The following is a 23636-nucleotide window of genomic DNA, read 5'->3' as shown; positions in this document are numbered from 1 at the left end:
AGATTACTGGTTTTCAGGGGTATTTTCCTTATTTTTGCGCAAATTTTAAAATACTGTGTATGTTATCTGTATCTAATCTATCGGTGCAATTTGGAAAAAGAGTTTTGTTTGATGATGTAAATATTTCATTTACTCAAGGAAACTGTTATGGAGTTATTGGTGCTAATGGAGCAGGGAAATCTACTTTATTAAAAATTATGGCTGGCAAAATGGATCCAACATCTGGCCATGTAAACCTGGAGCCAGGTAAGAGAATGTCTATTCTTGAGCAAAACCATAATGAGTATGATGAAATAAATGTACTTGAAACAGTAGTTACGGGTAATAAGCCTTTAGCTATTATAAAAAAGGAAATGGATGCCTTGTATGCAGATTATGATGATAAAAATGCAGATAGAATAGGGGAGTTACAAGTTCAGTTCGAAGAAATGAATGGTTGGAACGCAGATAGTGATGCTGCTGCGTTACTATCAAACTTAGGTATACCAGCCGACCTTCATTATACGATGATGGCCGATTTAGATTCTAAATTAAAAGTAAGAGTGTTATTGGCTCAAGCTTTATTTGGTAATCCTGATGTTTTGATAATGGATGAACCTACCAACGATTTGGATTATGAAACAATTAGTTGGTTAGAGAACTTTTTAGCAAACTACGATAATACAGTAATAGTAGTATCTCATGACCGTCACTTTTTAGATTCTGTATGTACGCATATAGCAGATATTGATTTCGGAAAATTAAATTTATTTTCGGGTAATTATACATTCTGGTACGAGAGTAGCCAGTTAGCTGCAAGACAAAGAGCTCAACAAAATAAGAAATCAGAAGAGAAAGCAAAAGAATTACAAGAGTTTATTATGCGTTTTAGCGCAAACGTTGCAAAGAGTAAGCAGGCAACTTCTCGTAAAAAAATGCTTTCTAAATTAAAAATAGAAGATATTAAGCCTTCTAGTAGAAGATACCCTGCAATTATATTTGAAAGAGAGCGTGAAGCGGGAGATCAAATATTAAATGTAGAAAATTTATCTGCTACTTCTGAAGATGGTGATTTATTATTTAATGATTTAAATATAAATTTAGCAAAAGGAGATAAGGTTGTTGTTTTTTCAAAAGACTCTAGAGCAACAACTGCTTTTTACGAAATTATAAACGGTAACAGAAAAGCAGGTACGGGTGAGTATCAATGGGGTATTACTACAAATCAATCTTATTTACCAGCAGACAATCATTCTTTTTTCGAAAGTGAAGATAGTTTAGTAGATTGGTTAAGAGAATGGGCAAAAACTGAAGAAGAAAGAGAAGAGGTTTATGTTCGTGGCTTTTTAGGTAAAATGCTTTTTAGTGGAGATGAAGCTTTGAAAAAGTGTTCTGTATTATCTGGAGGAGAAAAAGTTCGTTGTATGTTAAGTAGAATGATGATGTTGCGTGCTAATGTTTTAATGTTAGATGAGCCAACAAACCATTTAGATTTAGAGAGTATTACAGCGTTTAATAACTCGTTAAAGAACTTTAAAGGAACAATTTTATTTACAACTCATGATCATGAATTTGCTCAAACTGTAGCAAATAGAGTAATAGAATTAACGCCAAATGGAGCTATTGATAGATATTTAACTTTTGATGATTACATGTCAGATAAATCTATTAAAGAACAAAGAGAGAAAATGTATGCTGTTAAAGCTTAAAATATAGTTTACATATTTAAATTTAAAGAGCTCCATAATGGAGCTCTTTTTTTTGTTAATACAGTTTTGGTTTATAATTTAGCTTGTTAATTTTCAATAAAAAATAATTATATATAATTAATCAGTTTTAATTGCGTTAAAATACTGTTAATTACGATGAATGGTAATTTTTATCACTTTAAAAACACTTTTTAGGTGTATATTGCCGTTAGTTATATTAATAATCATCAAATAAGTGCATCTGACCCCAAATTAGATTCCTTGAATTTAACAAGTTTTTACTACTTATGAGTTTTTTAAAGTTCCCCGTTTTATTACTTCTTGTGTTTTTCATGTTTAATGCTCAAGCACAAAACTCTACTATTTCTAATCCTAAAATGGACCCAGATAAATCAATTATAAAAAATGCTAAAGCTTCTGGTAAGCATGATTTATTATTAGCAGCAGTAAGAGCTTCTGATTTAGAGAAAACTTTAGATAACGATGGCCCTTTTACTGTTTTTGCACCTAATGATTTAGATTTTGATATTACAACTAAAGAGAAGGTAAAAGAGCTTTTAGAGAAAAAAGATAAAAAGGAATTACAATCAGTTTTAGGATATCATATTATTGCAGGTAAAATTACAGCTTCAAAAATATTAAAAGCCTTATGCAGAGGTAAAGGAAAAGCCAAATTCACTACAATTTCTGGTGAAATATTAAATGCTACTATGAAAGGGTTGGATATTATATTAACAGATGAACAAGGGCATCAATCTACAATCATAAAAGCAGATGCAGACCAATGCAATGGTATTATTCATGAAATTGATAGTATAAAACCTTTTAAAGCTTAAGCAGTTTATAAAAACTACCTAAGCTCGGCACCTAATTTAGTTTCAAATTTATCTTGAAACTTATTCATTATTTTTTCAATTTGCTTTTCTGTAAGCGTTGCTTTTTCAGATTTTAAGGTAAAGCTAATTGCGTATGATTTTTTACCTTCAGGGAGTTTAGAACCTGTGTAAACATCAAACAAACTAACTTCTTTTAAAAGACTTTTTTCTGTAGCAAAAGCAGTTTCGTGTATGTCTTTAAAATTAACGCTATTATCAAGTAAGAGAGCGAAATCTCTTTTTACTTCAGGAAACTTAGATATTTCTTGATATGTTATTTTTTCAGCAATTAAACTTAGTATAGCATCCCATTTAAAATCAGCATAAAGTACTTCGTTTTTAATTCCGAACTTTTTTAAGACAGATTTTTTAACAATACCAAAATCAACTAAATTAGTTTTTTGAGATTTTATAGATAATCCTTCTGATAATTCTTTACTATCAGAAACAGTAGCTGTTGTTCTTGTGATTCCAAGTCTTTCTAAAATACTTTCAACACTAGATTTTAGCGTAAAAAAGTTTGATTTTTCGGAAGCTCCTGTCCAGTTGTCTTCATTTTTATTACCAGTAATAAACAAAGCTAAATGCTTATTTTCAACTTGTTTATTATTGTATAAATGATAGCTTTTTCCAAATTCAAAAAACTTCAGGTTTTGTCTTTTTCTATTGCTATTATATACAACAGCTTCTAAACCTGTAAAAAGTAAAGACCTTCTTAAAATAGATAAATCACTACTTAAAGGATTTATAATTTTTACAGTTTGCTCTTCTTTTAAATCTTCATTTAAATCGTTATAAGAAGTAGTAGATAAACTGTTAGTCATTATTTCATAAAAGCCTTTGGCAGCTAAAAAATCACCTATTATATTTTGAATTTTATAATCTTCAAAAGGCGACGTAGTAGCAATTGAAGCATTCAACTTTTGTTTAAAGTTTATGTTGTTGTAGCCATAAACTCTTAATAGTTCTTCAATAACATCAACTTCTCTTTGTACATCAACTCTGTAAAAAGGAATTGTTAATCCTAAACCAGTTTCAGTAACATTATTTAATTTGATATCTAAAGAAGCTAAAATAGATTTAATAGTATCTTGAGGAATTTCTTGACCGATTAATCCATTAATTTTTTTATAAGTCAAGAAAACTTGATAATCATTTTGCTTGTTAGGGTAAAGATCTATTAAATCAGATGTAATATCTCCACCTGCAATTTGCTGAATTAAAATTGCAGCTCTTTTTAAGCAATATTCCACATTGTTAATATCAATTCCTCTTTCAAAACGAAAAGAAGCATCTGTATTAAAGCCATGTCTTTTAGATGCTTTACGAACAGAAACTGGATCGAAATAAGCACTTTCTAAAAATATAGATTTTGTTTCATTAGTAACACCTGAGTTTAATCCGCCATAAACACCAGCAATACATAAAGGTTTTTCAGAATCACAAATCATTAAATCATCTTCGTGTAATTCTATTTCAGTACCATCAAGTGTTTTAAACTTTGTGCCTTTAGGTAATGTTTTTACAATAATCTTATGGTCCTTTATTTTATTAGCATCAAAAGCATGTAAAGGCTGTCCTAATTCATGTAATACATAATTAGTTGCATCTACAATGTTGTTAACAGGACTTAAACCAATTGATTTTAACCTATTTTTTAACCACGTAGGAGATTCTTGTACTGTTAAGTTACTTATGGTAACACCACAATATCTAGGAGCAAGTTTGTTATCTAATACGTCAATGTCAATTTTTAAAGATCGGTTAGTTACTGAAAAATTACTTATAGATGGTGTTATAAGTTCTAATTGTAATTCCTTCTGTTTAAGACCAGCTTTTAAATCTCTTGCAACACCTAAATGGCTCATTGCATCTGCTCTGTTAGGGGTAAGACCTATTTCAAAAACAATATCGCTTTCTACTTCAAAAATTGTAGCGCACAAAGTTCCAGCAGCAATATCATCATTCAAAATCATAATACCATCATGACTTTCACCAACTCCAATCTCATCTTCGGCACAAATCATTCCATAGCTTTCTTCACCACGAATTTTACCTTTCTTTATAGTCCATTCTTCACCTTCTTTCGTATAAAGCTTTGTTCCAATAGTTGCTACGGGCACTTTTATACCTTCGGTAACATTAGCTGCTCCACAAACTATTTGAAGCGGAGTTTCAGTGCCTATATCTACAGTTGTAATTTTTAATTTGTCAGCATTAGGGTGTTTTGTGCATGTAAGCACATGGCCTACAACAATACCTTTTAAACCACCTTTTATAGATTCAAACGACTCTATGCCTTCAACTTCTAACCCTAAATCTGTTAATAAATCTGCGGTTTGTTCAGCTTCCCAGCCAATTTGTAAAAATTGTTTTAACCAGTTGTAAGAGATTTTCATTAATAAGTGTTTGCAAGCTCTATTTTATAAAGTATATTCTCAAAGATGAATACTGTAATAATTAGAACGTTAGTTTGTTTGACTATAGTTTTTTTGATTGTTATGCCTACTAAATTTATAGGTACAATAGTCGACAAAGATAAAACAATGTAGGTTTAGTTTCAAAAGGTATTTAGTCGAATTGTTTTTTAATTTTGATTATTTAATTGTTATTTCGGTTAATATTTAAAAAGGTGAGTTATGAGAAGTTGGGGAGTATTGTTTTTTTTAGTTTTTATAATTTTTTCATGCAAAAAAGAAGAAAAACAAATTAATGATGGAATGTGGTTGGCAAAATTAAAAGTTATGGATAACCAGACGCTACCTTTTAATTTTAAGTTGATTAAAACAAACACAAGTTATAGTGCCGAAATTTATAATGGAGAGGAGATTATTTTAAGTGAAGAGGTTATTTTTTTTAAAGATTCTATTTTAATTAAAATGCCTGTTTTTGAAGGATATTTAAAAGGAGCTTATACATTAAATAGAATAGAAGGTAGCTTTGTGAAAGAAGGCCTGAATAGAAGTGTGCCTTTTGTAGCAGAACATGGTGTAACGAGCAGGTTTCAATCAAATGAGCCTTCAGAAGTCTCTATTTCAGGTATTTGGGAAACCAATTTTAGCGAAGGTACTGATGATGCGTATCTAGGAAAAGGTATTTTTATTCAAAACGATAATAAAGTAACAGGTACATTTAGAACAACAACTGGTGATTACCGTTTTTTAGAAGGTGTAGTATCTGGCGACTCTTTAAAGCTATCTACTTTTGATGGAGCACATGCTTTTTTATTCACAGCAAAAGTTACCGATAGTACTTTAAATGGGGTGTTTTATTCTGGAAATCATTTTAAAGAACCTTTTGTAGCAAAGCGAAATGAAGTTTTTGAATTACCAAATGAAGATAATCTTACTTATTTAAAGGATGGTTTTGATGTGTTTGATTTTTCTTTTCCAGACGAAACAGGTAAGCTTATATCGTTGTCAGATGATCAATTTATAGATAAACCTGTAATTGTTCAAATTATGGGTACATGGTGCCCTAATTGTTTAGATGAAACTAAATATTTAACTAATTACTTAAATGAGAATCCAGAAAATGAGATTGAGGTAGTTGCTTTAGCTTTTGAATATGCAAAGACAGATACTTTAGCTTTTAAAAGTATAAACAGATTGAAAGATAGAGTAGGTGTTAAATATCCAATTTTATTAGCTCAATATGGTAGCATTGATAAAGATTTAGCACAAGAAAAACTGCCAATGCTTAATCATGTTTTATCATATCCGACAACAATTTTTATAGATAAAAAAGGAGAGGTACGTAAAATTAAAACAGGTTTTAATGGACCTGCTACTGGTGATAAATTCGAAGCTTTTAAGAATGATTTTGAGAAGTTGGTATCAACTTTAATTAGTGAATAAAAAATGCCTTTTCAATAAAGAAAAGGCATTTTAGCTGACTAATTACTCTACTTATTTAAATGATAGTAGATTTCCCTAAACCTATGTTTTCATAATTCATGTTAAGAGTTTCATCGGTATCAACAATGTTTGTGGCAATAAAATCACCTACATCATTGGTTCCAAACTTACTCTTAATGTTAATATCGGGGGTAACTATATTTTTTTTCAAAGCTTTGTTTACGGCAGATACTACTGCTCTTGACTCTTCTTCCAAGCCAAAATGTTGTAATAACATTGCTGCAGACAAAATTGTAGCAATTGGGTTGGCAATATCTTTTCCTTTAGCCTGCGGGTAAGAACCGTGTATTGGCTCAAACATTGCTTTGCCTTCTCCAATAGATGCAGATGGTAATAAGCCGATAGAGCCTCCAATAACACTTCCTTCGTCAGATATTATATCACCAAATAAATTTTCTGTTAAAATAACATCAAACTTACTAGGGTTTAATATCATTTGCATGATTGCATTATCGATAAATAAACACTCTAATTCAACATCAGGATAACTTTCCGCTATACGCTTTACAACTCTTCTCCATAAACGAGAAGTTTCTAAAACATTTGATTTATCTATTAAAGTTAACTTTTTTCTTCTTTTTTTGGCAGCTTTAAATGCTAAATGAGTAATTCTGCTAATTTCTTTTTCTGAATATTCACATAAATCAGATGCTGTTGTGCCATCTTTACTTAGTTTGCGATCACCAGAATAGATGCCACTGCTAATCTCTCTATAAATTACAAAATCGGTACCTCTTAAAACAGATTCTTTTAATGGTGATTTTTTTAATAAAGTAGGAAAAACAGCTACGGGTCTAATATTTGCAAATACACCTAATTCTTTACGAAGCTGAAACAAACCACTTTCAGGTCTAACCTTTGCATCTAGATCATCATCAAATTCAGGAGAACCTATTGCTCCAAATAATACAGCATCAGAATCACTACATAATTTTATAGTTTCTTCCGATAAAGGTACACCTGTTTGATATATAGATGTGGCTCCAATAAGCCCTTCTGTATAAGTGAATTTATGATTAAATATTTCTTCTATTGCACGCAAGCATTTAACTGCTTGTGCAACAACTTCTGGTCCGATACCATCTCCTGGTAATAATGCTATTTTTAATTCCATCTAAGCAACAATTTTTATTTTAATATTGCTTGTCTCTATAATTTTATGAATGTCTTCGTCAAGTATTTCTTTCTTATTGTCAGCATATTTCAAAAATTCTTGATAAACAACATCTAATTGCACTTTTGTAAGTTCGTAACCTACAATTTTTGCTCTATAAGCTAAAGCAGCTCTACCGCTACGTGCAGTTAAAACAATAGACGATTCATTAACTCCAACATCAGCAGGATCAATAATTTCGTACGTTTCTCTATTTTTTATTACACCATCTTGGTGAATACCTGAACTATGAGCAAATGCATTTGCTCCTACAATAGCTTTGTTTGGTTGAACAAACATTCCCATTTTTTGAGAAACCATTCTACTTGTATCGTTCAATAATTTACTATTAATATTTGTATCTAAACCTAAAGTAGGGTGCTGTCTTAGAATCATCACTACTTCTTCTAAAGCTGTGTTTCCAGCTCTTTCACCAATACCGTTTATAGTACATTCTATTTGTCGAGCACCGTTAGTTACTCCGGCGATAGAATTAGCTGTAGCTAAGCCTAAATCATTATGGCAGTGACAAGAAAGTATAGCTCTATCAATACCTTTTACATTCTCGTATAGGTATTTAATTTTTGCACCATATTCGTCAGGTAAACAATAACCTGTTGTATCAGGTATGTTTAATACTGTTGCACCTGCTTTAATAACAGCCTCACAAATACGAGCTAAAAATTCATTATCTGTTCTTCCTGCATCTTCAGCATAAAACTCAACGTCTTCTACAAAAGTTTTTGCATAAGAAACAGCTTCAATAGCTCTTTCTATAATGGCATCTTTATTAGAATTGAATTTAAACTTTATGTGAGAGTCAGAGGTGCCTATACCTGTATGAATTCTTGGTTTTACTGCGTACTTTAATGCTTCAGCAGCAACTTCTATATCTTTTTTAACGGCTCTAGTAAGTCCACAGACAGTAGCATTCTTTACTAATTTTGCTATTTCTTGAACAGAATTAAAATCTCCTGGACTTGAAATAGGAAAACCGGCTTCGATAACATCTACACCTAAGAGTTCTAATCTTTCTGCAATAACCAATTTCTGTGTTGTGTCTAATTTACAACCTGGTACCTGTTCTCCGTCTCTAAGTGTCGTATCAAAAATTTGTACTATATCTTTGCTCATTATATTTGCGTAATTTTACTAGTCATTACGAATATATGATTAGTCTATTTATTTTAATGGGCTACAAAAAATCATTTACAACGTTAAGTTAGTTTTGAGAATACCTAACTAATTGAATAACAAATATTTAAACATTATTTTTTACGATGACAAATGCTAATAAAGATTCATTATTTGTTTTAATAAAGTCGCTTTCTAAGTCTGAAAAAAGACAATTCAAGCTTTATGTGGGACGGTTAGGGGTAAATACAGATGCTAAATTTTTAGCATTATTTAATTTATTAGATAAAGTAAAGGGGTATGATGAAAAAATAATTTTAGAAACAGGAATTGTAAAAAAAGCACAACTATCTAATCTTAAAGCTCATTTGTATAAGCAGATACTAGTTAGTTTAAGGCTTAACCCTGTAAATCAAAATATAAGAGTTCAGATACGTGAGCAATTAGATTTTGCTACAATACTTTATCAAAAAGGGTTGTATAAACAAAGTCTTAAAATATTAGATAAAGCAAAAACAACAGCAATTGAAAACGAAGAAAAAAATATTGCGTACGAAATTGTAGAATTAGAAAAGTTAATTGAAACGCAATATATTACTAGAAGTATACCTGATAGAGCTGATGAATTAGCGATACAAGCAAAAGAACTTTCTGCTCAAAACGTAATGACAAGTAAGCTATCGAACTTGTCATTGCAATTGTACGGTCAAATGCTGAAGATGGGGTATGTACGTAGTGATGAAGATTATCAGTTCGTTAAAAAATATTTTGAAAGCCACCTGCCTAAATATAAAATTGAAAATTTAGGATTCAGAGAAAAACTTTGGCTGTACAAGGCGTATTTGTGGTATAGCTTTTTAACACAAGATTTTTTATCATGTTACAAGTATTCAAGTAAATGGTCTGATTTGTTTTATGAACATGAAGAGATGATTTATTTAAATCCTGTTTTTTACTTAAAAGGGAATAATTATTTATTAGAATCTCTGTTTTATGTACGATATAGTTCTCAATTTAAAGAAGTATTAGAGAAATTAGAGAATACTATTAATAAAAAAGACTTTCCTCAGAATGATAATATTACATCATTAGCTTTTTTATATATAAATAGTAATAAATTAAACCTACACTTTTTAGAAGGTACTTTTGAAAAAGGAACTTATTTAGTTAAGATTATAGAATATGGTATAGCGAAGCATAAAGATCGTATCGATGTGCATCACATTATGTTATTTTATTATAAAATTGCCTGTTTGTACTTTGGTATGGGTGATAATAAAACATGTATTCAATATCTAAAAAAAATAATTAATAATAAAAATTTAAAAATGCGCGAAGACCTTATGTGCTTTGCAAGGGTTTTAAGTCTAGTTGCCCATTATGAGGCAGGTATGGATTACCATTTAGAAGTTCAACTAAAAAGCACATATAAGTTTCTATTGAAAATGAATGATTTACATGCAGTTCAAAAAGAGATGATTAAGTTTTTACGCGGGCTAGGAGATATTTATCCAAATGAACTTAAAATTGAATTTCAGAAATTATATGATCAGCTTAAAAAGTATGAGAACCATCCTTATGAGAAAAGAGCCTTTTTATATTTAGATATAATTTCTTGGTTAGAAAGTCACCTGCAGAACAAACCTGTAGCTCAAATTATTAAAGAAAAAGCGGCTACATTAACCAGATAATTTTTTATTATTGAAAAGTAAAAATCATTTAAGTCACCTTTTAGAGATAAATATAGCAATGCTTTTTGTTAGTACTTCTGGTGCCTTAGGAAGGTATGTTTCTTTACCTGTTACTGTTACCATAGGCTTTAGAGCTGTTTTAGCTTTGTTGCTTCTTGTTTTATATTGTAAATGGAAAGGAGTTTCATTTAAAATAGAAAAAAAGCATTTATTTGTTGTTGTTACTAGTGGTGTGTTAATAGGGTTGCATTGGCTAACTTATTTTTACTCGTTGCGATTGTCAAATGTGGCAATAGGTATGATTTCTTTATTTACATACCCAATACTTACTGCTTTTTTAGAACCTATTTTGCTTAAAACAAAATTGCAAAGAGTTCATTTATTACTCGGGTTATTGGTGCTATTAGGTATTTATTTTTTAGTGCCAAATTTTGATATAGAAAATGATTATACGCTAGCCGTAGTTATAGGTGTTTTTTCGGCTTTGGTTTATGCTTTACGTAATATTATTTTAAAAACAAAAGTGGGGTCTTATGATGGTTCTGTATTAATGTGTTACCAATTAGGAGTTGTTGGTGTAATGCTTTCACCTTTTTATTTTTCAGTAGCATTAGATGCTGTAATAGATCAATGGCAAGGTATTGCCGCGTTAGCACTAATTACAACAGCTATTGGTCATACACTTTTTTTAAATAGTTTTAAGCATTTTTCTATTACGACAGTAAGTATTTTAAGCAGTGTACAGCCTATTTTTGGAATTATAATTGGTGCCTTTTTCTTAAGCGAAATACCTAATTTAAATACGATAATTGGAGGGGTTTTGATTTTGAGTTCTGTTGTTATTGAAAGCGTTAGATCTTCTAGAAAAACAAAAATTACTGATTAATCTCTGGCATTTTTACATTAAACTGTTGAATCAAGCCATCCGTTAATTTATCAAACTCTGCATTTTTTGCCATATTTCGAACTTTAACAGGATCAAAATCACCATTAAAATATAAGAAAGAGCCTTGTTGGTTGTTGTTATTATATATCAAAATTTCCTTTACTGAATTCTTTTTCTCTCGAATAGAAATTATGTTGCTTTAAATTGTCATTTTTTCGAAAAACTTCTATAAAATTATTTCCAGTAATTGAGTTCATTTGATTATTTAAAAATTCTGTTTTTGCAGCGGTAGTGCTCGGAAATTGCATATAACGTAAATCTTTAGTATTACCGATTAAAGTTTCTACTTCAGGGCTAATATCACTTAATAGCGAAAGCATAAACTGAGGCACGCGCACGGCAGTTACCTGATTATCATTTTTATGTGAATTATAAAAAGTATCGATAGAATTATAACTTCCGCAAGACATTAAAAGTAAGAGAGAAATAAAGAAAGTTGTTCTTTTAAGCGTACTCATGGTATAATATTTTACTTAAAAGTACATAAAATTTAGAAACAGGCGTTCCAAATAGGATCATTTGGAGGCTGTGCTACAATCTCTATAGTTTCTTTTTTTATAGGGTGAATGAAAGATAATTTTCGGGCATGTAAATGTATGCTGCCGTCTTTATTACTTCTGTCAGACCCATATTTTAAATCTCCTTTAATAGAACAACCAATAGCATTTAATTGTGCTCGTATTTGGTGGTGTCGGCCAGTATGTAAATCTATTTCTAGTAAATAATAATGGTCTAATTTTTTTATAACTGAGTACTCTAAAATTGCTTTTTTACTTTCAGGCACTTCTTTTATATGCCCGTAAGATTTGTTTTGTTTTGTATTTCTTTTTAAATAATGTGTTAATAGGTCTTTCTGTTTCGGAGGCTGCTGTTTAACAACAGCCCAATATGTTTTTTTAGCATCTTTTTCTGCAAAAAGTTTATTCAGCCTAGGTAAAGCTTTTGATGTTTTAGCAAAAATTACAATGCCAGATGTGGGCCTATCTAATCTGTGCGGTACACCTAAATATACATTACCAGGTTTATCGTATTTTATTTTAATATATTCCTTAACAACATCGCTAAGTGGGGCATCGCCAGTTTTATCGCCTTGTACAATATCTCCTGGTCGTTTATTTATTGCTATTATATGATTGTCTTCGTAAATTACTTGAAGATTTTTTGATGTAGAACGTATCTTTTTTTCCACTAAAATTCTAATTTCTTGTTCTTAATACTTAAAAGCAGTATCAATATAACCCCTGTGGTTACTGATACATCTGCCATATTGAAAATTCCAGTTTTTAAAAAGCCTAATTTAATAATAAAAAAATCAGTTACTTTTCCGTGTAAAATACGATCAATTAAATTACCAATACCTCCGCCAATAACAAAAGCAAATGCAATTACCAACCAGCGGTTAAGATTATCTTTTCTTAAAATATTGATTAATAGAAGTAAAAGTACAATTACAGGTAAAACTTGTAATAGAATAATTTTTACAAAAGGAGGGAAGCTTTCCCCAAAGCCTAGCATCGCTCCTTTATTCTCAACATGCGTTAGTATAAAATTATCTTTAATTAATTGAATATAATCATTCTTCTCAACCTGATTTTGTACTAGTTTTTTGCTAACCTGATCACAGCCAACATTAAAAAAAACAAGAATAAGAATAGCGAATTTTTTCAAAATTATAATTTAGTATTGCTCATCATCACTAGGGAAATCACGACTTTTTACATCGGAAACATAATCTGAAATGGCTTTTCCCATTTCTTCATATAAATTCATGTATCTACGTAAAAAACGTGGATTAAACTCTTGTGTTAAACCTACTAAATCATGAACTACTAAAACCTGACCATCAACACCATTACCTGCACCAATACCAATTACAGGTATGTTTACACTTTCGGCAACTTCTTTAGCCAGTGCAGCGGGTATTTTTTCTAAAACAATAGCAAAACAACCTGCTTTTTCAAGCATTAATGCATCTGCTTTTAATTTTTCAGCTTCTTCCTCTTCTTTAGCACGTACAGTATATGTTCCGAACTTGTAAATAGATTGAGGAGTTAGACCTAAATGCCCCATTACAGGAATACCAGCATTTAAAATACGTTTGATAGGTTCTTTTATTTCAAGGCCACCTTCAACTTTTACAGCATGCCCGCCACTTTCCTTCATAATTCTAATAGCAGAACGCAAAGCTTCTTTAGGATCACTTTGGTAACTCCCGAAAGGAATATCAACAACAACCAAAGCTCTATTGACACCTCTAATTACAGAAGATGCATGATAAATCATTTGGTCTAATGTAATAGGTAAAGTAGTCTCATGCCCAGCCATAACATTACTTGCCGAGTCACCAACCAAAATTACATCTACATTTGCGGCATCAACAATTTTAGCCATAGAGTAATCGTAAGCGGTTAACATAGATATTTTTTCACCGTTTTTTTTCATCTCGATTAGAGATTTAACAGTGACTCTTTTATATTCTTTTTTTGCTACTGACATTAGTTCTTTTATTTGGTGCGTTAAAAGTAAGGAAATTGTTTAGTATATCTAAGCATAGCCGTCGTTGAGTTTTTATAGTAATTCTTTTACTAGCTTGATGTTTTGATTAAGAAAGAGTTATAATTTAATTTAAATCAGATTTAAGTTGAATAGGAATCCAAATTTCTTCTTCAGAATCTGGGGATGTATTGCTATATTTTTCACCTAACAATTCAAAATGTTCTCTGTTATCTATAACGTAATCAGATTTTGGTAACCACTCCTGAAAAATAGCATTGAATGTTTTTTGAAACTGCTCAGCATTCCCTTTGTGGTTGAAAACAGCATATAAACCACCTTTTAAAGTGTGAGTTTCTAAATTTTCATTTAATTGATCAAAATCAGAAACTTCAATAGCAGCCCATTTTATAAAGTTTTCATTCGGGTTGAAGTTTTTAAATACTAAAGAGGTTTTATAAATTTGCATAGAATACAAATCGTTTGAAACTACATTTTGAATATTTTCTTTCATCGGCATAAAACTTTTCCATAATGCTTGAGTTTTATTATCAACGTATGACATTGTTAACCATTTACCAACTAGTTTTTTCTCAGATAGTATTTCAATACGATGTTTCATATTTTAAGCCTTTTTCTGGTTTAAGATTATTTCATTAATACTGTCCCATAATTCAATACGTTTTTTCAATGCTTCTTTAGCAACCTCTAAAGTTGCATCCCATTTTTTAACATCATTACCACAAAGTTCAGAAATCATTTTCAATGAAAGCGGCCCATGTTCATCGCCATCAAGCTCAATATGTCTTTCTAAATAATATGTAAGCTTATTGTATTCTTTATTTTCAGAATCAGCATTTTTTAAGATTTCAAAAAACATATCAGGAATCAAATCTTCTCTGCCAAAAGTAAAAGCAGAAGCAATTAAGTGAATTTCTTTCGTATCAATAATTTTAAAAGAGAATTCTACAAAATCAGAAACACCACGGTTTATTTGAATCGAATCTAAAACTGAAGATACTGATTTTCCAGCTTTAATAATAGTTATAAATTGTTCTATAGTTTTTGTGTTTGCGCCAATTTGGTTCATGGCATCTAGGTACATTTCAAAATGACTTTTAGGCTCTCCTAGTTCATTAACATCACTTTCTTCACCATGTACAATTTCATTAATAAAACGAGCTAGTGTAGCATTTTTTCTAGGAATCCAAGGAGTAGTAACAGTAGTTAATTGTATTTGTATAGCCTTTAATAGTGACATAAAATCCCATACGGCAAACACATGGTTTTCCATAAAAATCTTAATATCATTAATGTTTTTAAGGTTACTGTAAAGTTTATGTGTTTTTAATTGATTTCGTAAGTCAGTTAGTTCCTTGTCAATATGTTCTAATCTATTCATCTTCTTGAGGCTTTTTTGCGCGAAGTAACAAGAAAATCAATTAAACTCGTTTAAAAATAAATTAAAATTTATCCTTAAAAAGTAAAAATCTCTGAAGAAATAATCTTTCAGAGATTTAATAATAATGTTACTTTTTTTTAGCTCTTTTTTCTTCTTTTTTCTCTTTAGCTGTTTTTAAGGGCTCTTTTTTTACATTTTTTTTAGCATCTTTACTTTTAGCCATAATTTATTTTTTTTAGTATTAATTAGCAATCACTCAAAAATACACCAACAGCAAGTCCACCTTCTGAAGTTTCTTTATATTTTGAGCTCATATCTTTTGCGGTTTCCCACATAGTACTCACAACTTTATCTAATGGTACTTTAGCATCTTCAGGGTTTGATCCGAGAGCAAGCTCAGCAGCATTTATAGCTTTTATAGCGCCCATTGAGTTTCGCTCAATACACGGTATTTGCACCAAGCCACCGATAGGGTCACAAGTTAGTCCTAAATGATGTTCCATTGCAATTTCTGCCGCCATTAATACTTGTTCGGGTGTTCCACCGAGTAATTCTGTTAGTGCGCCTGCAGCCATAGCAGACGATACTCCTATTTCAGCTTGGCAGCCACCCATTGCAGCAGATATAGTAGCTCCTTTCTTAAAAATGCTACCTATTTCACCAGCAACTAGTAGGAATTTTTTTATTTCTTGAAAACCTGAATCATGGTTTTCTATTACTAGGTAGTACATTAATACGGCAGGTATTACACCAGCACTACCATTAGTTGGTGCTGTTACTACACGCCCCAATGATGCATTTACCTCATTTACGGAAAGTGCAAAACAACTTACCCATTGCAAAATTTGGCGAAACTTAACTTCAGTATCTCGTATAGATGCTAACCATTCTTGTGGGTTACTGTATGGGTTGTCATCTTTTAATTTTTGGTGTATGTCAAAAGCACGTCTGCGTACATTTAACCCACCAGGTAAAGAGCCTTCAGTATGGCAGCCTGTGTACATGCACTCTAACATGGTATTCCAAATGCGATGTAGTTCTTTATCTATTTCATCATCTGTTCGTAACGAGCGTTCATTTTCTAAAACAATTTCTGAAATACACTTATTTTCTTGCTTGCAAAAAGCCAATAATTCTACACCTGTGGTAACAGGAAAAGGGAAATCTTTAAATTTTTCAATATTCTTTTTAGCCCTTTTTCTTTCTTCTTTTACAACAAAACCACCACCTATAGAGTAGTATGTGGCTTTTGTTTTTTTCCCAGTATATAATGTGGCTTCAAAAATCATCCCATTGGCATGAAATGGAAGAAACTCTTTTTTAAAAACGATATCTACTTCAGGAGAAAAAGGTATTGTAAGTTTACCATCAAACTCAATTTGTTTTTCTTCTTTTATTCTAGCAACAATACCATGTATGTTTTCGATAGGGATATACTCTGGGTCTTGCCCTGATAAACCTAATTGTATCGCGTAATCTGTAGCGTGTCCTTTTCCTGTTAAAGATAAAGATCCGTATATGTAAACCTTTATGGCAGCTACCTGTTTAAATACATTTTTATCATTAAGCTCTTTGATCCATTTTTCGGCAGCACGCCATGGGCCTAGTGTGTGGGAGCTAGATGGGCCAACTCCTATTTTCAGCATGTCAAAAGTGCTTATTGCTTCCATATATTGTTATAAAAATTACTTGTACGGGTAAATGTACAGACTAATTTAACAATCTCTAAATTTATTTATTATTAAGGTAATTCGTTTTACAACTATAAAATTCTATGTTTCTAAATTTATTTTTGTTTTTGCTCAGGGTAAAATAAATCACCGTTTAGTTTTGCGCATGAATAAGCTCCTGATGCATAAAGCCTAGCTCTAAAAACACTACCTATTATACTAAAATTCTTCATGTTTTTTAAAATAGCTGGGTAGTAACCAGCTAACATTAACCAGCCTGTAGCGTCAAAAGTGTTTATTAAAAAAGAATCCTTTACGCCATGTGATGTACCGTCAATGAAAAACCAACCATGTGTATCGTCTTTTTTAATTCTATCAAATGTAATTTTGAATTTATTTAAATCCTTTAATGAGAAATAATTAAACCCTAATTCAATACTTCTTATAATTGTACCTACTTCTGCATTTGAGTGGTTTGCATCATTTACGCCTTTTCCACCCCAAACACCATCCCATACATACCCACCATCATTATGAATACGAAGTTGACCATTAGCCATTCCATAATATGGGTAATTACGTTTACCAGGGTAGCTATTCCAGGCTCCCATATTAGTAAACCATCTATCAAAAACAATAAAATAATTAGGTTTACCTGTTATTAAATATAAATTCATAGCCATATCTGCATAATGGCTGCTCATATGTGTTCTTTCTCTATAAAGGTGGTCACCAGCTCTAGTTTCCCATTTTTCCCAAACATTAGTTTCTATAAAGTTTAATAAGCTTTCATATTTTTTTTGATTGGTACCTTCTGCTCTCCATTTTGGAGATTTAAACATTACATATAGTGCATCCGTAACTGTTCTTAAACCTGTACCTTCAGGTAAACTATATTGTTGGTGTCCATCGGAACTTGAAACTTGAAAATGAGACACACCTAAATTTCCACCAATAAAATTTACACGCATACCATCTGACTGCCTCATATTTGTTGCCCTAGGGTAGTCAACCCAACTCAAAAAATCATCATTGAAATGTTGAAAATTATTAGCCTTATAAATTCCTAGCCCAATTTCATTTGCAGGTCTCGCTCTATCAAACCATCCTTGATAAAAAGCTATAAATTCTTGTATGTAAAAATCATCACCAGTTGCTTGCCACATTAAAAGCAAACCGTTTACAGCATACTGGGTAATGTATAAATCTCCATTGTCACGGCTAACATTTAAAGCATCTCTCCATCCTTTTTCTTCGTAATTTCCTTTGAAAAAATATCGAGTATCAAATTTGTTTTTCCACTCCGTAACCTCTGTGTTTAGTTGACCAAAAATAGAAGCAGAAGTAAGTAGAAATAGTAAGATTATTTTTTTCATTCTTTTTTATTTCAAATATGATAACTGTGTATTTGATTAATACGAGTCGTTTTGTTTAGTTTATCAAAATTAATACCATTTCTTATCTAATACTATTTGATACCGTATTAAATAAAATTTTAGTTACCAGATAGTTAGATAGATGAAGTAAGTCTTGCCTTTTTTCGTTGTTTCTAAATTTATTTATTATAAGGATTTAATCCATTAATTAGGAATATATCCATATTTTTGTTTCATGGAATTGTTTTCTCATGGTAAAATAAAAAGAGTAGAAAAAAGATACACTCCTGAAGTATCTGAGCAGACAGGTTTTCCTAGTCCTGCAACACATTATTTAGAACCTTCTATATGTTTAGAACAAGAATTAATTACCAATAGCGACGCTACTTTTTATGTTCGGATAGATAGTGATGAGCTTATTGATTTTAATATACATAAAAATGATGTTTTAATTATAGATCGCTCTTTTTATCCGAAGGAAAATAATTTAGCCATGGTTGTAATGGAAGGAGAGTTTAAAGTAATTCGAATTCCACCAAAAGCTGAAAGAGAAGAGTTTCAATTATGGGGAGTAATTACCTATGTAATACATGCATGTAAATGATAGCTTTGGTAGATTGTAATAGTTTTTATGCATCGTGTGAATTGGTTTTTAGACCAGATTTAGCAGGTAGGCCAGTAGTAGTACTAAGCAATAACGATGGTTGTATTATTGCGGCAAATAAAGAAGCTAAAGCACTTACTAACATACCTATGTTTGAGCCTGTTTTTAAAATTAAAAAACAATTACTCGCGAATAATGTAGTTTTTTTTTCTTCGAATTACACCTTGTATGGCGAAATGTCGCAACGTGTAATCAATATTTTAAAAACCTTTTCGCCAAGTGTAGAAATTTATAGTATTGATGAGTCTTTTGTTGATTTAGGTCATATTAATGAAAAAGAACTTGAAAATTATGGGCATCAAATAAAGGATGCTATTTTTAAGTACACTGGTTTGCCGGTAGGTGTCGGTATTGCAAAAACAAAAGTGTTGTCGAAATTGGCAAATAAAATGTCAAAGAAAATAGAAAGTAAAAACCATGTTTGTATTATTAACACAGAGTCAGAAAGGATAGAAGCTTTAAAATGGTGTGGGGTAAAAGATGTTTGGGGAATAGGGCGTAAGCATAGTGAGCGAATTATGAGAACAGGTGTTGCTACAGCTTACGATTTTACTAAATTGCCTTTGGCATGGGTGCGAAAAGAAATGACAGTAGTGGGCGAGCGTATATGGCGTGAGTTAAATGGAGAACCTGCCATGGAATTTTGTATTGAGCCTAAAAAGAAAAAAGCGATTGGAACAGCAAAATCTTTCGGAAAAAAATTAGAGAATTTAGATATTATAGAAGAAGCGTGCTCTTATTATATAGGAGAAGTGACAGAAGTGTTACGTGCACAAGGTTCTTGTGCCAGTACGTTAAATATTTTTTTAACGACTAATTACCATAGCAATCGGGATAAACAATACTCGAATAGTATTACCGTACAATTGTCATTACCAACAAACGATACGTTTGTTTTAATTAAAGAAGCTAAAAAGGCATTATATCAAATATACAAATCAGGCTATAGATATAAAAAGGTAGGTGTAAATTTGTTAGGTATTATACCTGAAGAGTATGTGCAGGGCAATTTATTTGAAACTCCAACAGCATCAAAAAGTGCATTAACAAAGGTGGTAGATGATTTGAATATTAAATTCGGAAAATCAAAAGTGTCTTCGGCATTAGTTGGCACCCGAATTAAAGAATGGGAGCTGATAAAAGAAGAACGTAGCCCTCGATATACAACACAATGGAATGAAATGTTGCATATAAAAGGATAAGTATAGCAAAAAAAGTAGTTACTCTGTTTTAAAAAGATGTCATAAATAGGTGTTTCCGTTATAACTATGACTATAAAGGTGTCAGCTATGGCAAGTTAGTCCTCTTCAATTTTAGTATTAGAGATTAAAAATGACATGATGTCAGTTTTTATGTCTTGGCATATTGTTTGTCTTTTGGTATAATGATAAAAAAATGCACTAATAATTAAACTAAAATAAAATGAGTAAAATTATAGGAATTGATTTAGGAACTACAAACTCTTGCGTTTCTGTAATGGAAGGTAATGAAGCAGTGGTAATACCTAATGCAGAAGGTAAAAGAACAACACCATCTGTTATTGCTTTCGTAGAAGGAGGAGAGATTAAAGTTGGTGACCCTGCAAAAAGACAAGCAGTTACAAACCCTACAAAAACGATTTATTCAATTAAACGTTTTATGGGTAACAAATTTTCAGAATCTAGCACAGAAGCTAAAAGAGTACCTTATAATGTAGTTAAAGGTGATAATGACACGCCAAGAGTAGATATCGATGGTCGTTTATATTCTCCACAAGAACTTTCAGCAATGATTCTTCAGAAAATGAAGAAAACAGCTGAAGACTATTTAGGACAATCAGTATCAAGAGCGGTAATTACTGTTCCTGCATACTTTAACGATGCGCAAAGACAAGCTACAAAAGAAGCTGGTGAAATTGCTGGTTTAACAGTAGAGCGTATCATTAACGAACCAACAGCTGCATCGTTAGCTTACGGTATGGATAAGAAAGATACAGATCAAAAAATAGTTGTTTTTGATTTTGGTGGTGGTACGCATGATGTTTCTATCCTTGAATTAGGTGATGGAGTATTTGAAGTATTAGCAACAGACGGTGATACTCACTTAGGTGGTGATGACGTTGATCAAAAAATTATTGATTGGTTAGCTGATGAGTTTAAAGGTGAAGAAAGTATTGATTTACGTGATGATGCAATGGCTTTACAACGTTTACGTGAAGCTGCTGAAAAAGCTAAAATTGAATTATCTTCTTCTGCATCAACAGAAATTAACTTACCATACGTAACAGCAACTGCTAGCGGACCTAAGCATTTAGTTCGTACACTTACTTTAGCTAAATTCAATCAATTGATTGATGATTTAGTAAAAAGAACTATCGAACCATGTGCTACAGCATTAAAAAATGCAGGTTTATCTAAGAGTGATATTGATGAAATTATCTTAGTTGGTGGTTCTACAAGAATCCCTGCTGTTGTTGAAGCTGTTGAGAAATTCTTCGGTAAAAAACCATCAAAAGGTGTTAACCCTGATGAGGTTGTAGCGGTAGGTGCTGCAATACAAGGTGGTGTATTAACTGGTGATGTTAAAGATGTATTATTATTAGATGTTACTCCATTATCTTTAGGTATTGAAACTATGGGTGGTGTAATGACTAAGTTGATTGAAGCGAACACTACGATTCCTACAAAGAAATCTCAAGTATTCTCTACAGCAGCAGATAATCAGCCTTCAGTTGAAATCCATGTATTACAGGGAGAGAGACCAATGGCAGCTGATAACAAAAATATCGGACGTTTCCATTTAGATGGTATTCCACCAGCACAAAGAGGAGTTCCTCAAATTGAAGTAACTTTCGATATTGATGCTAACGGTATTATTAAAGTATCAGCAACAGATAAAGCTACTAACAAAACGCAAGACATTAGAATTGAAGCTTCTTCAGGTTTAACAGAAGAAGAAATCAAGAAAATGAAAGCTGAAGCTGAAGCTAATGCAGAATCTGATAAGAAATTAAAAGAAACTGCTGATAAATTAAACGAAGCTGATGGAATGATTTTCCAAACAGAAAAGCAATTAGCTGAATTTGGTGATAAATTATCTGATGATAAGAAAAAGCCAGTAGAAGAAGCTTTAGTTGAATTAAAAGCAGCATACGAGTTAAAAGACATCGCTGTAATTACTCCAGCTTTAGATAAAATTAACGAAGCTTGGAAAGTTGCCTCTGAAGAAATGTACAAAGCGCAAGCTGATGCACAAGGTGGAGCTGCTCCAGGACCAGATGCTGCTGCAGGTGCAGATTCAGCAGAAGGTGATAACGTTGAAGACGTAGATTTCGAAGAAGTAAAATAAGCAATTCGCTTATGCTAATGGAAGTTAGTATACTTTGAAAAACACTTTATATTAAAAAGGGTATCCATAATTTGGATACCCTTTTTTTATTTGTAAGATTTTATTTTCAATTGCTAGAAATCCTACTAAATTTGTATTATGATAAAATTTTACTATTTTAAAATGTTGCGGATTATAATGTTGCCAGTTTTTTTGTGTTTAGGTTTTTCTTCTTTCGCGCAAAAAGCCAAAATTTTTACTACGGCAGATTTTGATTTAATAGGCGATGTTAAAACCTGTTTGGTAACAACAGATTATGGTAAAGAAGAATTTTATTTTAATAAAGATGGCTTATTAACAAAGCTAATTACACGTTATAGCGACTCTGATTATGATGTAACATATTATAAATTTATTAACGGAGAAATTAGTCAGAAGCGAGTAGAAAACTATAGAGATGGTCTTTTTGATAAAAATACATCTATAGCTAATATTTATACCTTAGATAGTATAGATAGCGGAATAAAAATTACAGAAAAAATACTTTCCTATAATAAAGAATTTTTAGATCAGTATGAGTATACATATAATGAAGATAATCAACTAACAGCTATTAAAAGAAATAACGACGCAGGCATAGAAAGCACAGTAGTTGATTATAAAAAATTAGACGGAGAAACTACTACTACCTACATTTTAGATGAAGAGTTGAAAAAATCAGTACGAGAATCAGAACTTAAATCAAAATTGAATACAGTACGAAAAGTTAAACTCACTAAAGAGTATTTAGAAGGTAAGCTCGATAAGGCTTTAGAAGAGGTTTTTACGACTGAGGGTAAGTTGCTTTCAGAAAATAAATTCGTGTACGATACGGTAGCTAAATCATTTGTATCAAAAGAGCTTAAGATATATAAATACAACGAGCTTGGTATGCTAATCTCTTTAAAAACAAAAAGAGCCAATAGCGAACGCTTAAAAAACTTTATTTACCAATATGATAATGGTGAAACTGGTAATTGGATTAAGCAGATTATAACACCAGACAATACTTATATTACACGTAAAATTACGTATTACGAAACAGCTCCTGTAGTAGAGGAGTAGGTTGCTATTATTTCATGGTGTTTAATTCATTCTGGATTATAGCTTCAACAATCTTTTTATAGAACAAAACAGAAAACCTATCAAAACATTAGAAGGAATATATCAAATTATAGGCTATAACCAAGATAAAGAACAATCTGGTTACACAGGGTATCTGCAATTAATTGTTACGAGCGAATATCGTGTAGATGCCATTTGGACTATTGGTGGAGAGCAA

At 31.4% G+C, this 23636-nt stretch carries 19 protein-coding genes and 1 pseudogene; 9 read left to right on the top strand and 11 right to left on the bottom strand.

The window, feature by feature from the left end; all coding sequences use genetic code 11:
* The first annotated feature begins 59 nt into the window (after positions 1–59).
* On the top strand, positions 60–1688 hold the full coding sequence (locus H0I23_RS07610; protein ID WP_216785860.1) for an ABC-F family ATP-binding cassette domain-containing protein: 1629 nt from the start codon (positions 60–62) through the stop codon (positions 1686–1688).
* Positions 1689–1975: 287 nt separating this feature from the next.
* Positions 1976–2524, top strand: coding sequence for a fasciclin domain-containing protein (locus tag H0I23_RS07605; protein WP_216785859.1), 549 nt, complete (start codon positions 1976–1978; stop codon positions 2522–2524).
* A 14-nt stretch (positions 2525–2538) separates the two neighbouring features.
* On the opposite strand, the gene pheT is transcribed toward H0I23_RS07605, so the two are convergent.
* Positions 2539–4962, bottom strand: coding sequence for a phenylalanine--tRNA ligase subunit beta (pheT, locus tag H0I23_RS07600; RefSeq protein WP_216785858.1), 2424 nt, complete (start codon positions 4960–4962; stop codon positions 2539–2541).
* Between the two features lie 240 nt (positions 4963–5202).
* Here pheT and H0I23_RS07595 point away from each other — a divergent pair, with 240 nt between their 5' ends.
* Positions 5203–6420, top strand: coding sequence for a TlpA disulfide reductase family protein (locus tag H0I23_RS07595; RefSeq protein WP_216785857.1), 1218 nt, complete (start codon positions 5203–5205; stop codon positions 6418–6420).
* A gap of 55 nt (positions 6421–6475) precedes the next feature.
* Here the strand turns inward: H0I23_RS07595 and leuB are convergent, their stop codons facing one another.
* Together leuB and H0I23_RS07585 are read right to left on the bottom strand one after the other, a co-directional pair.
* The gene (gene leuB / locus H0I23_RS07590) at positions 6476–7594 is read right to left on the bottom strand and encodes a 3-isopropylmalate dehydrogenase (RefSeq protein WP_216785856.1); all 1119 of its coding nucleotides are present in this window, start codon (positions 7592–7594) and stop codon (positions 6476–6478) included.
* Complete coding sequence (locus H0I23_RS07585; RefSeq protein ID WP_216785855.1) at positions 7595–8767, bottom strand: 2-isopropylmalate synthase; 1173 nt, start codon at positions 8765–8767, stop codon at positions 7595–7597.
* Between the two features lie 146 nt (positions 8768–8913).
* Here H0I23_RS07585 and H0I23_RS07580 point away from each other — a divergent pair, with 146 nt between their 5' ends.
* Positions 8914–10458 (top strand): hypothetical protein, encoded by a 1545-nt coding sequence (locus tag H0I23_RS07580; RefSeq protein WP_216785854.1) that lies wholly within the window; start codon positions 8914–8916, stop codon positions 10456–10458.
* Positions 10459–10468: 10 nt separating this feature from the next.
* The gene (locus H0I23_RS07575) at positions 10469–11344 is read left to right on the top strand and encodes a DMT family transporter (RefSeq protein ID WP_254073668.1); all 876 of its coding nucleotides are present in this window, start codon (positions 10469–10471) and stop codon (positions 11342–11344) included.
* Here the strand turns inward: H0I23_RS07575 and H0I23_RS07570 are convergent.
* The 8 genes and pseudogenes from H0I23_RS07570 to H0I23_RS07535 all read right to left on the bottom strand — a co-directional run bounded on the left by H0I23_RS07570 (position 11334) and on the right by H0I23_RS07535 (position 18345).
* Positions 11334–11724 (bottom strand): annotated as a pseudogene (locus H0I23_RS07570) (DUF4252 domain-containing protein). The gene H0I23_RS07575 and the pseudogene H0I23_RS07570 overlap by 11 nt on opposite strands.
* A 170-nt stretch (positions 11725–11894) precedes the next feature.
* Positions 11895–12593 (bottom strand): RluA family pseudouridine synthase, encoded by a 699-nt coding sequence (locus H0I23_RS07565; protein ID WP_216785853.1) that lies wholly within the window; start codon positions 12591–12593, stop codon positions 11895–11897.
* On the bottom strand, positions 12593–13072 hold the full coding sequence (lspA, locus tag H0I23_RS07560; protein ID WP_216785852.1) for a signal peptidase II: 480 nt from the start codon (positions 13070–13072) through the stop codon (positions 12593–12595). The genes H0I23_RS07565 and lspA overlap by 1 nt, the downstream gene beginning before the upstream one ends.
* Positions 13073–13081: 9 nt before the next feature.
* Positions 13082–13900 (bottom strand): 3-methyl-2-oxobutanoate hydroxymethyltransferase, encoded by an 819-nt coding sequence (gene panB, locus H0I23_RS07555; RefSeq protein WP_216785851.1) that lies wholly within the window; start codon positions 13898–13900, stop codon positions 13082–13084.
* Between the two features lie 124 nt (positions 13901–14024).
* Complete coding sequence (locus H0I23_RS07550) at positions 14025–14519, bottom strand: GyrI-like domain-containing protein (protein ID WP_216785850.1); 495 nt, start codon at positions 14517–14519, stop codon at positions 14025–14027.
* Between the two features lie 3 nt (positions 14520–14522).
* Positions 14523–15299, bottom strand: a complete 777-nt coding sequence (locus tag H0I23_RS07545; protein WP_216785849.1) for a DUF3050 domain-containing protein — start codon at positions 15297–15299, stop codon at positions 14523–14525.
* Between the two features lie 245 nt (positions 15300–15544).
* Positions 15545–16969, bottom strand: a complete 1425-nt coding sequence (locus H0I23_RS07540; protein ID WP_216785848.1) for an L-serine ammonia-lyase — start codon at positions 16967–16969, stop codon at positions 15545–15547.
* 116 nt (positions 16970–17085) lie between these two features.
* Entirely contained in the window at positions 17086–18345 is a 1260-nt protein-coding gene (locus H0I23_RS07535) for a hypothetical protein (RefSeq protein WP_216785847.1), read from the bottom strand.
* Positions 18346–18580: 235 nt separating this feature from the next.
* Between H0I23_RS07535 and H0I23_RS07530 the strand changes: the two genes are divergently transcribed.
* The 4 genes from H0I23_RS07530 (at position 18581) to H0I23_RS07515 (ending at position 23419) form a co-directional block, all read left to right on the top strand.
* Positions 18581–18949 carry a S24 family peptidase gene (locus H0I23_RS07530; protein ID WP_216785846.1) on the top strand — a complete coding sequence of 123 codons (369 nt, stop codon included), beginning with the start codon at positions 18581–18583 and terminating at the stop codon, positions 18947–18949.
* Positions 18946–20211 carry a Y-family DNA polymerase gene (locus H0I23_RS07525; protein WP_216785845.1) on the top strand — a complete coding sequence of 422 codons (1266 nt, stop codon included), beginning with the start codon at positions 18946–18948 and terminating at the stop codon, positions 20209–20211. The genes H0I23_RS07530 and H0I23_RS07525 overlap by 4 nt, the downstream gene beginning before the upstream one ends.
* Before the next feature lie 220 nt (positions 20212–20431).
* A complete protein-coding gene (gene dnaK / locus H0I23_RS07520; protein ID WP_216785841.1) occupies positions 20432–22336 on the top strand; it encodes a molecular chaperone DnaK in 1905 nt (634 codons plus the stop codon).
* A gap of 138 nt (positions 22337–22474) precedes the next feature.
* Positions 22475–23419, top strand: coding sequence for a hypothetical protein (locus tag H0I23_RS07515; RefSeq protein WP_216785840.1), 945 nt, complete (start codon positions 22475–22477; stop codon positions 23417–23419).
* Positions 23420–23636 lie beyond the last annotated feature (217 nt).

This window comes from Cellulophaga sp. HaHaR_3_176 (assembly GCF_019021925.1).
Lineage (GTDB): Bacteria > Bacteroidota > Bacteroidia > Flavobacteriales > Flavobacteriaceae > Cellulophaga.
This window is presented reverse-complemented; position numbering and strand designations above follow the sequence as displayed.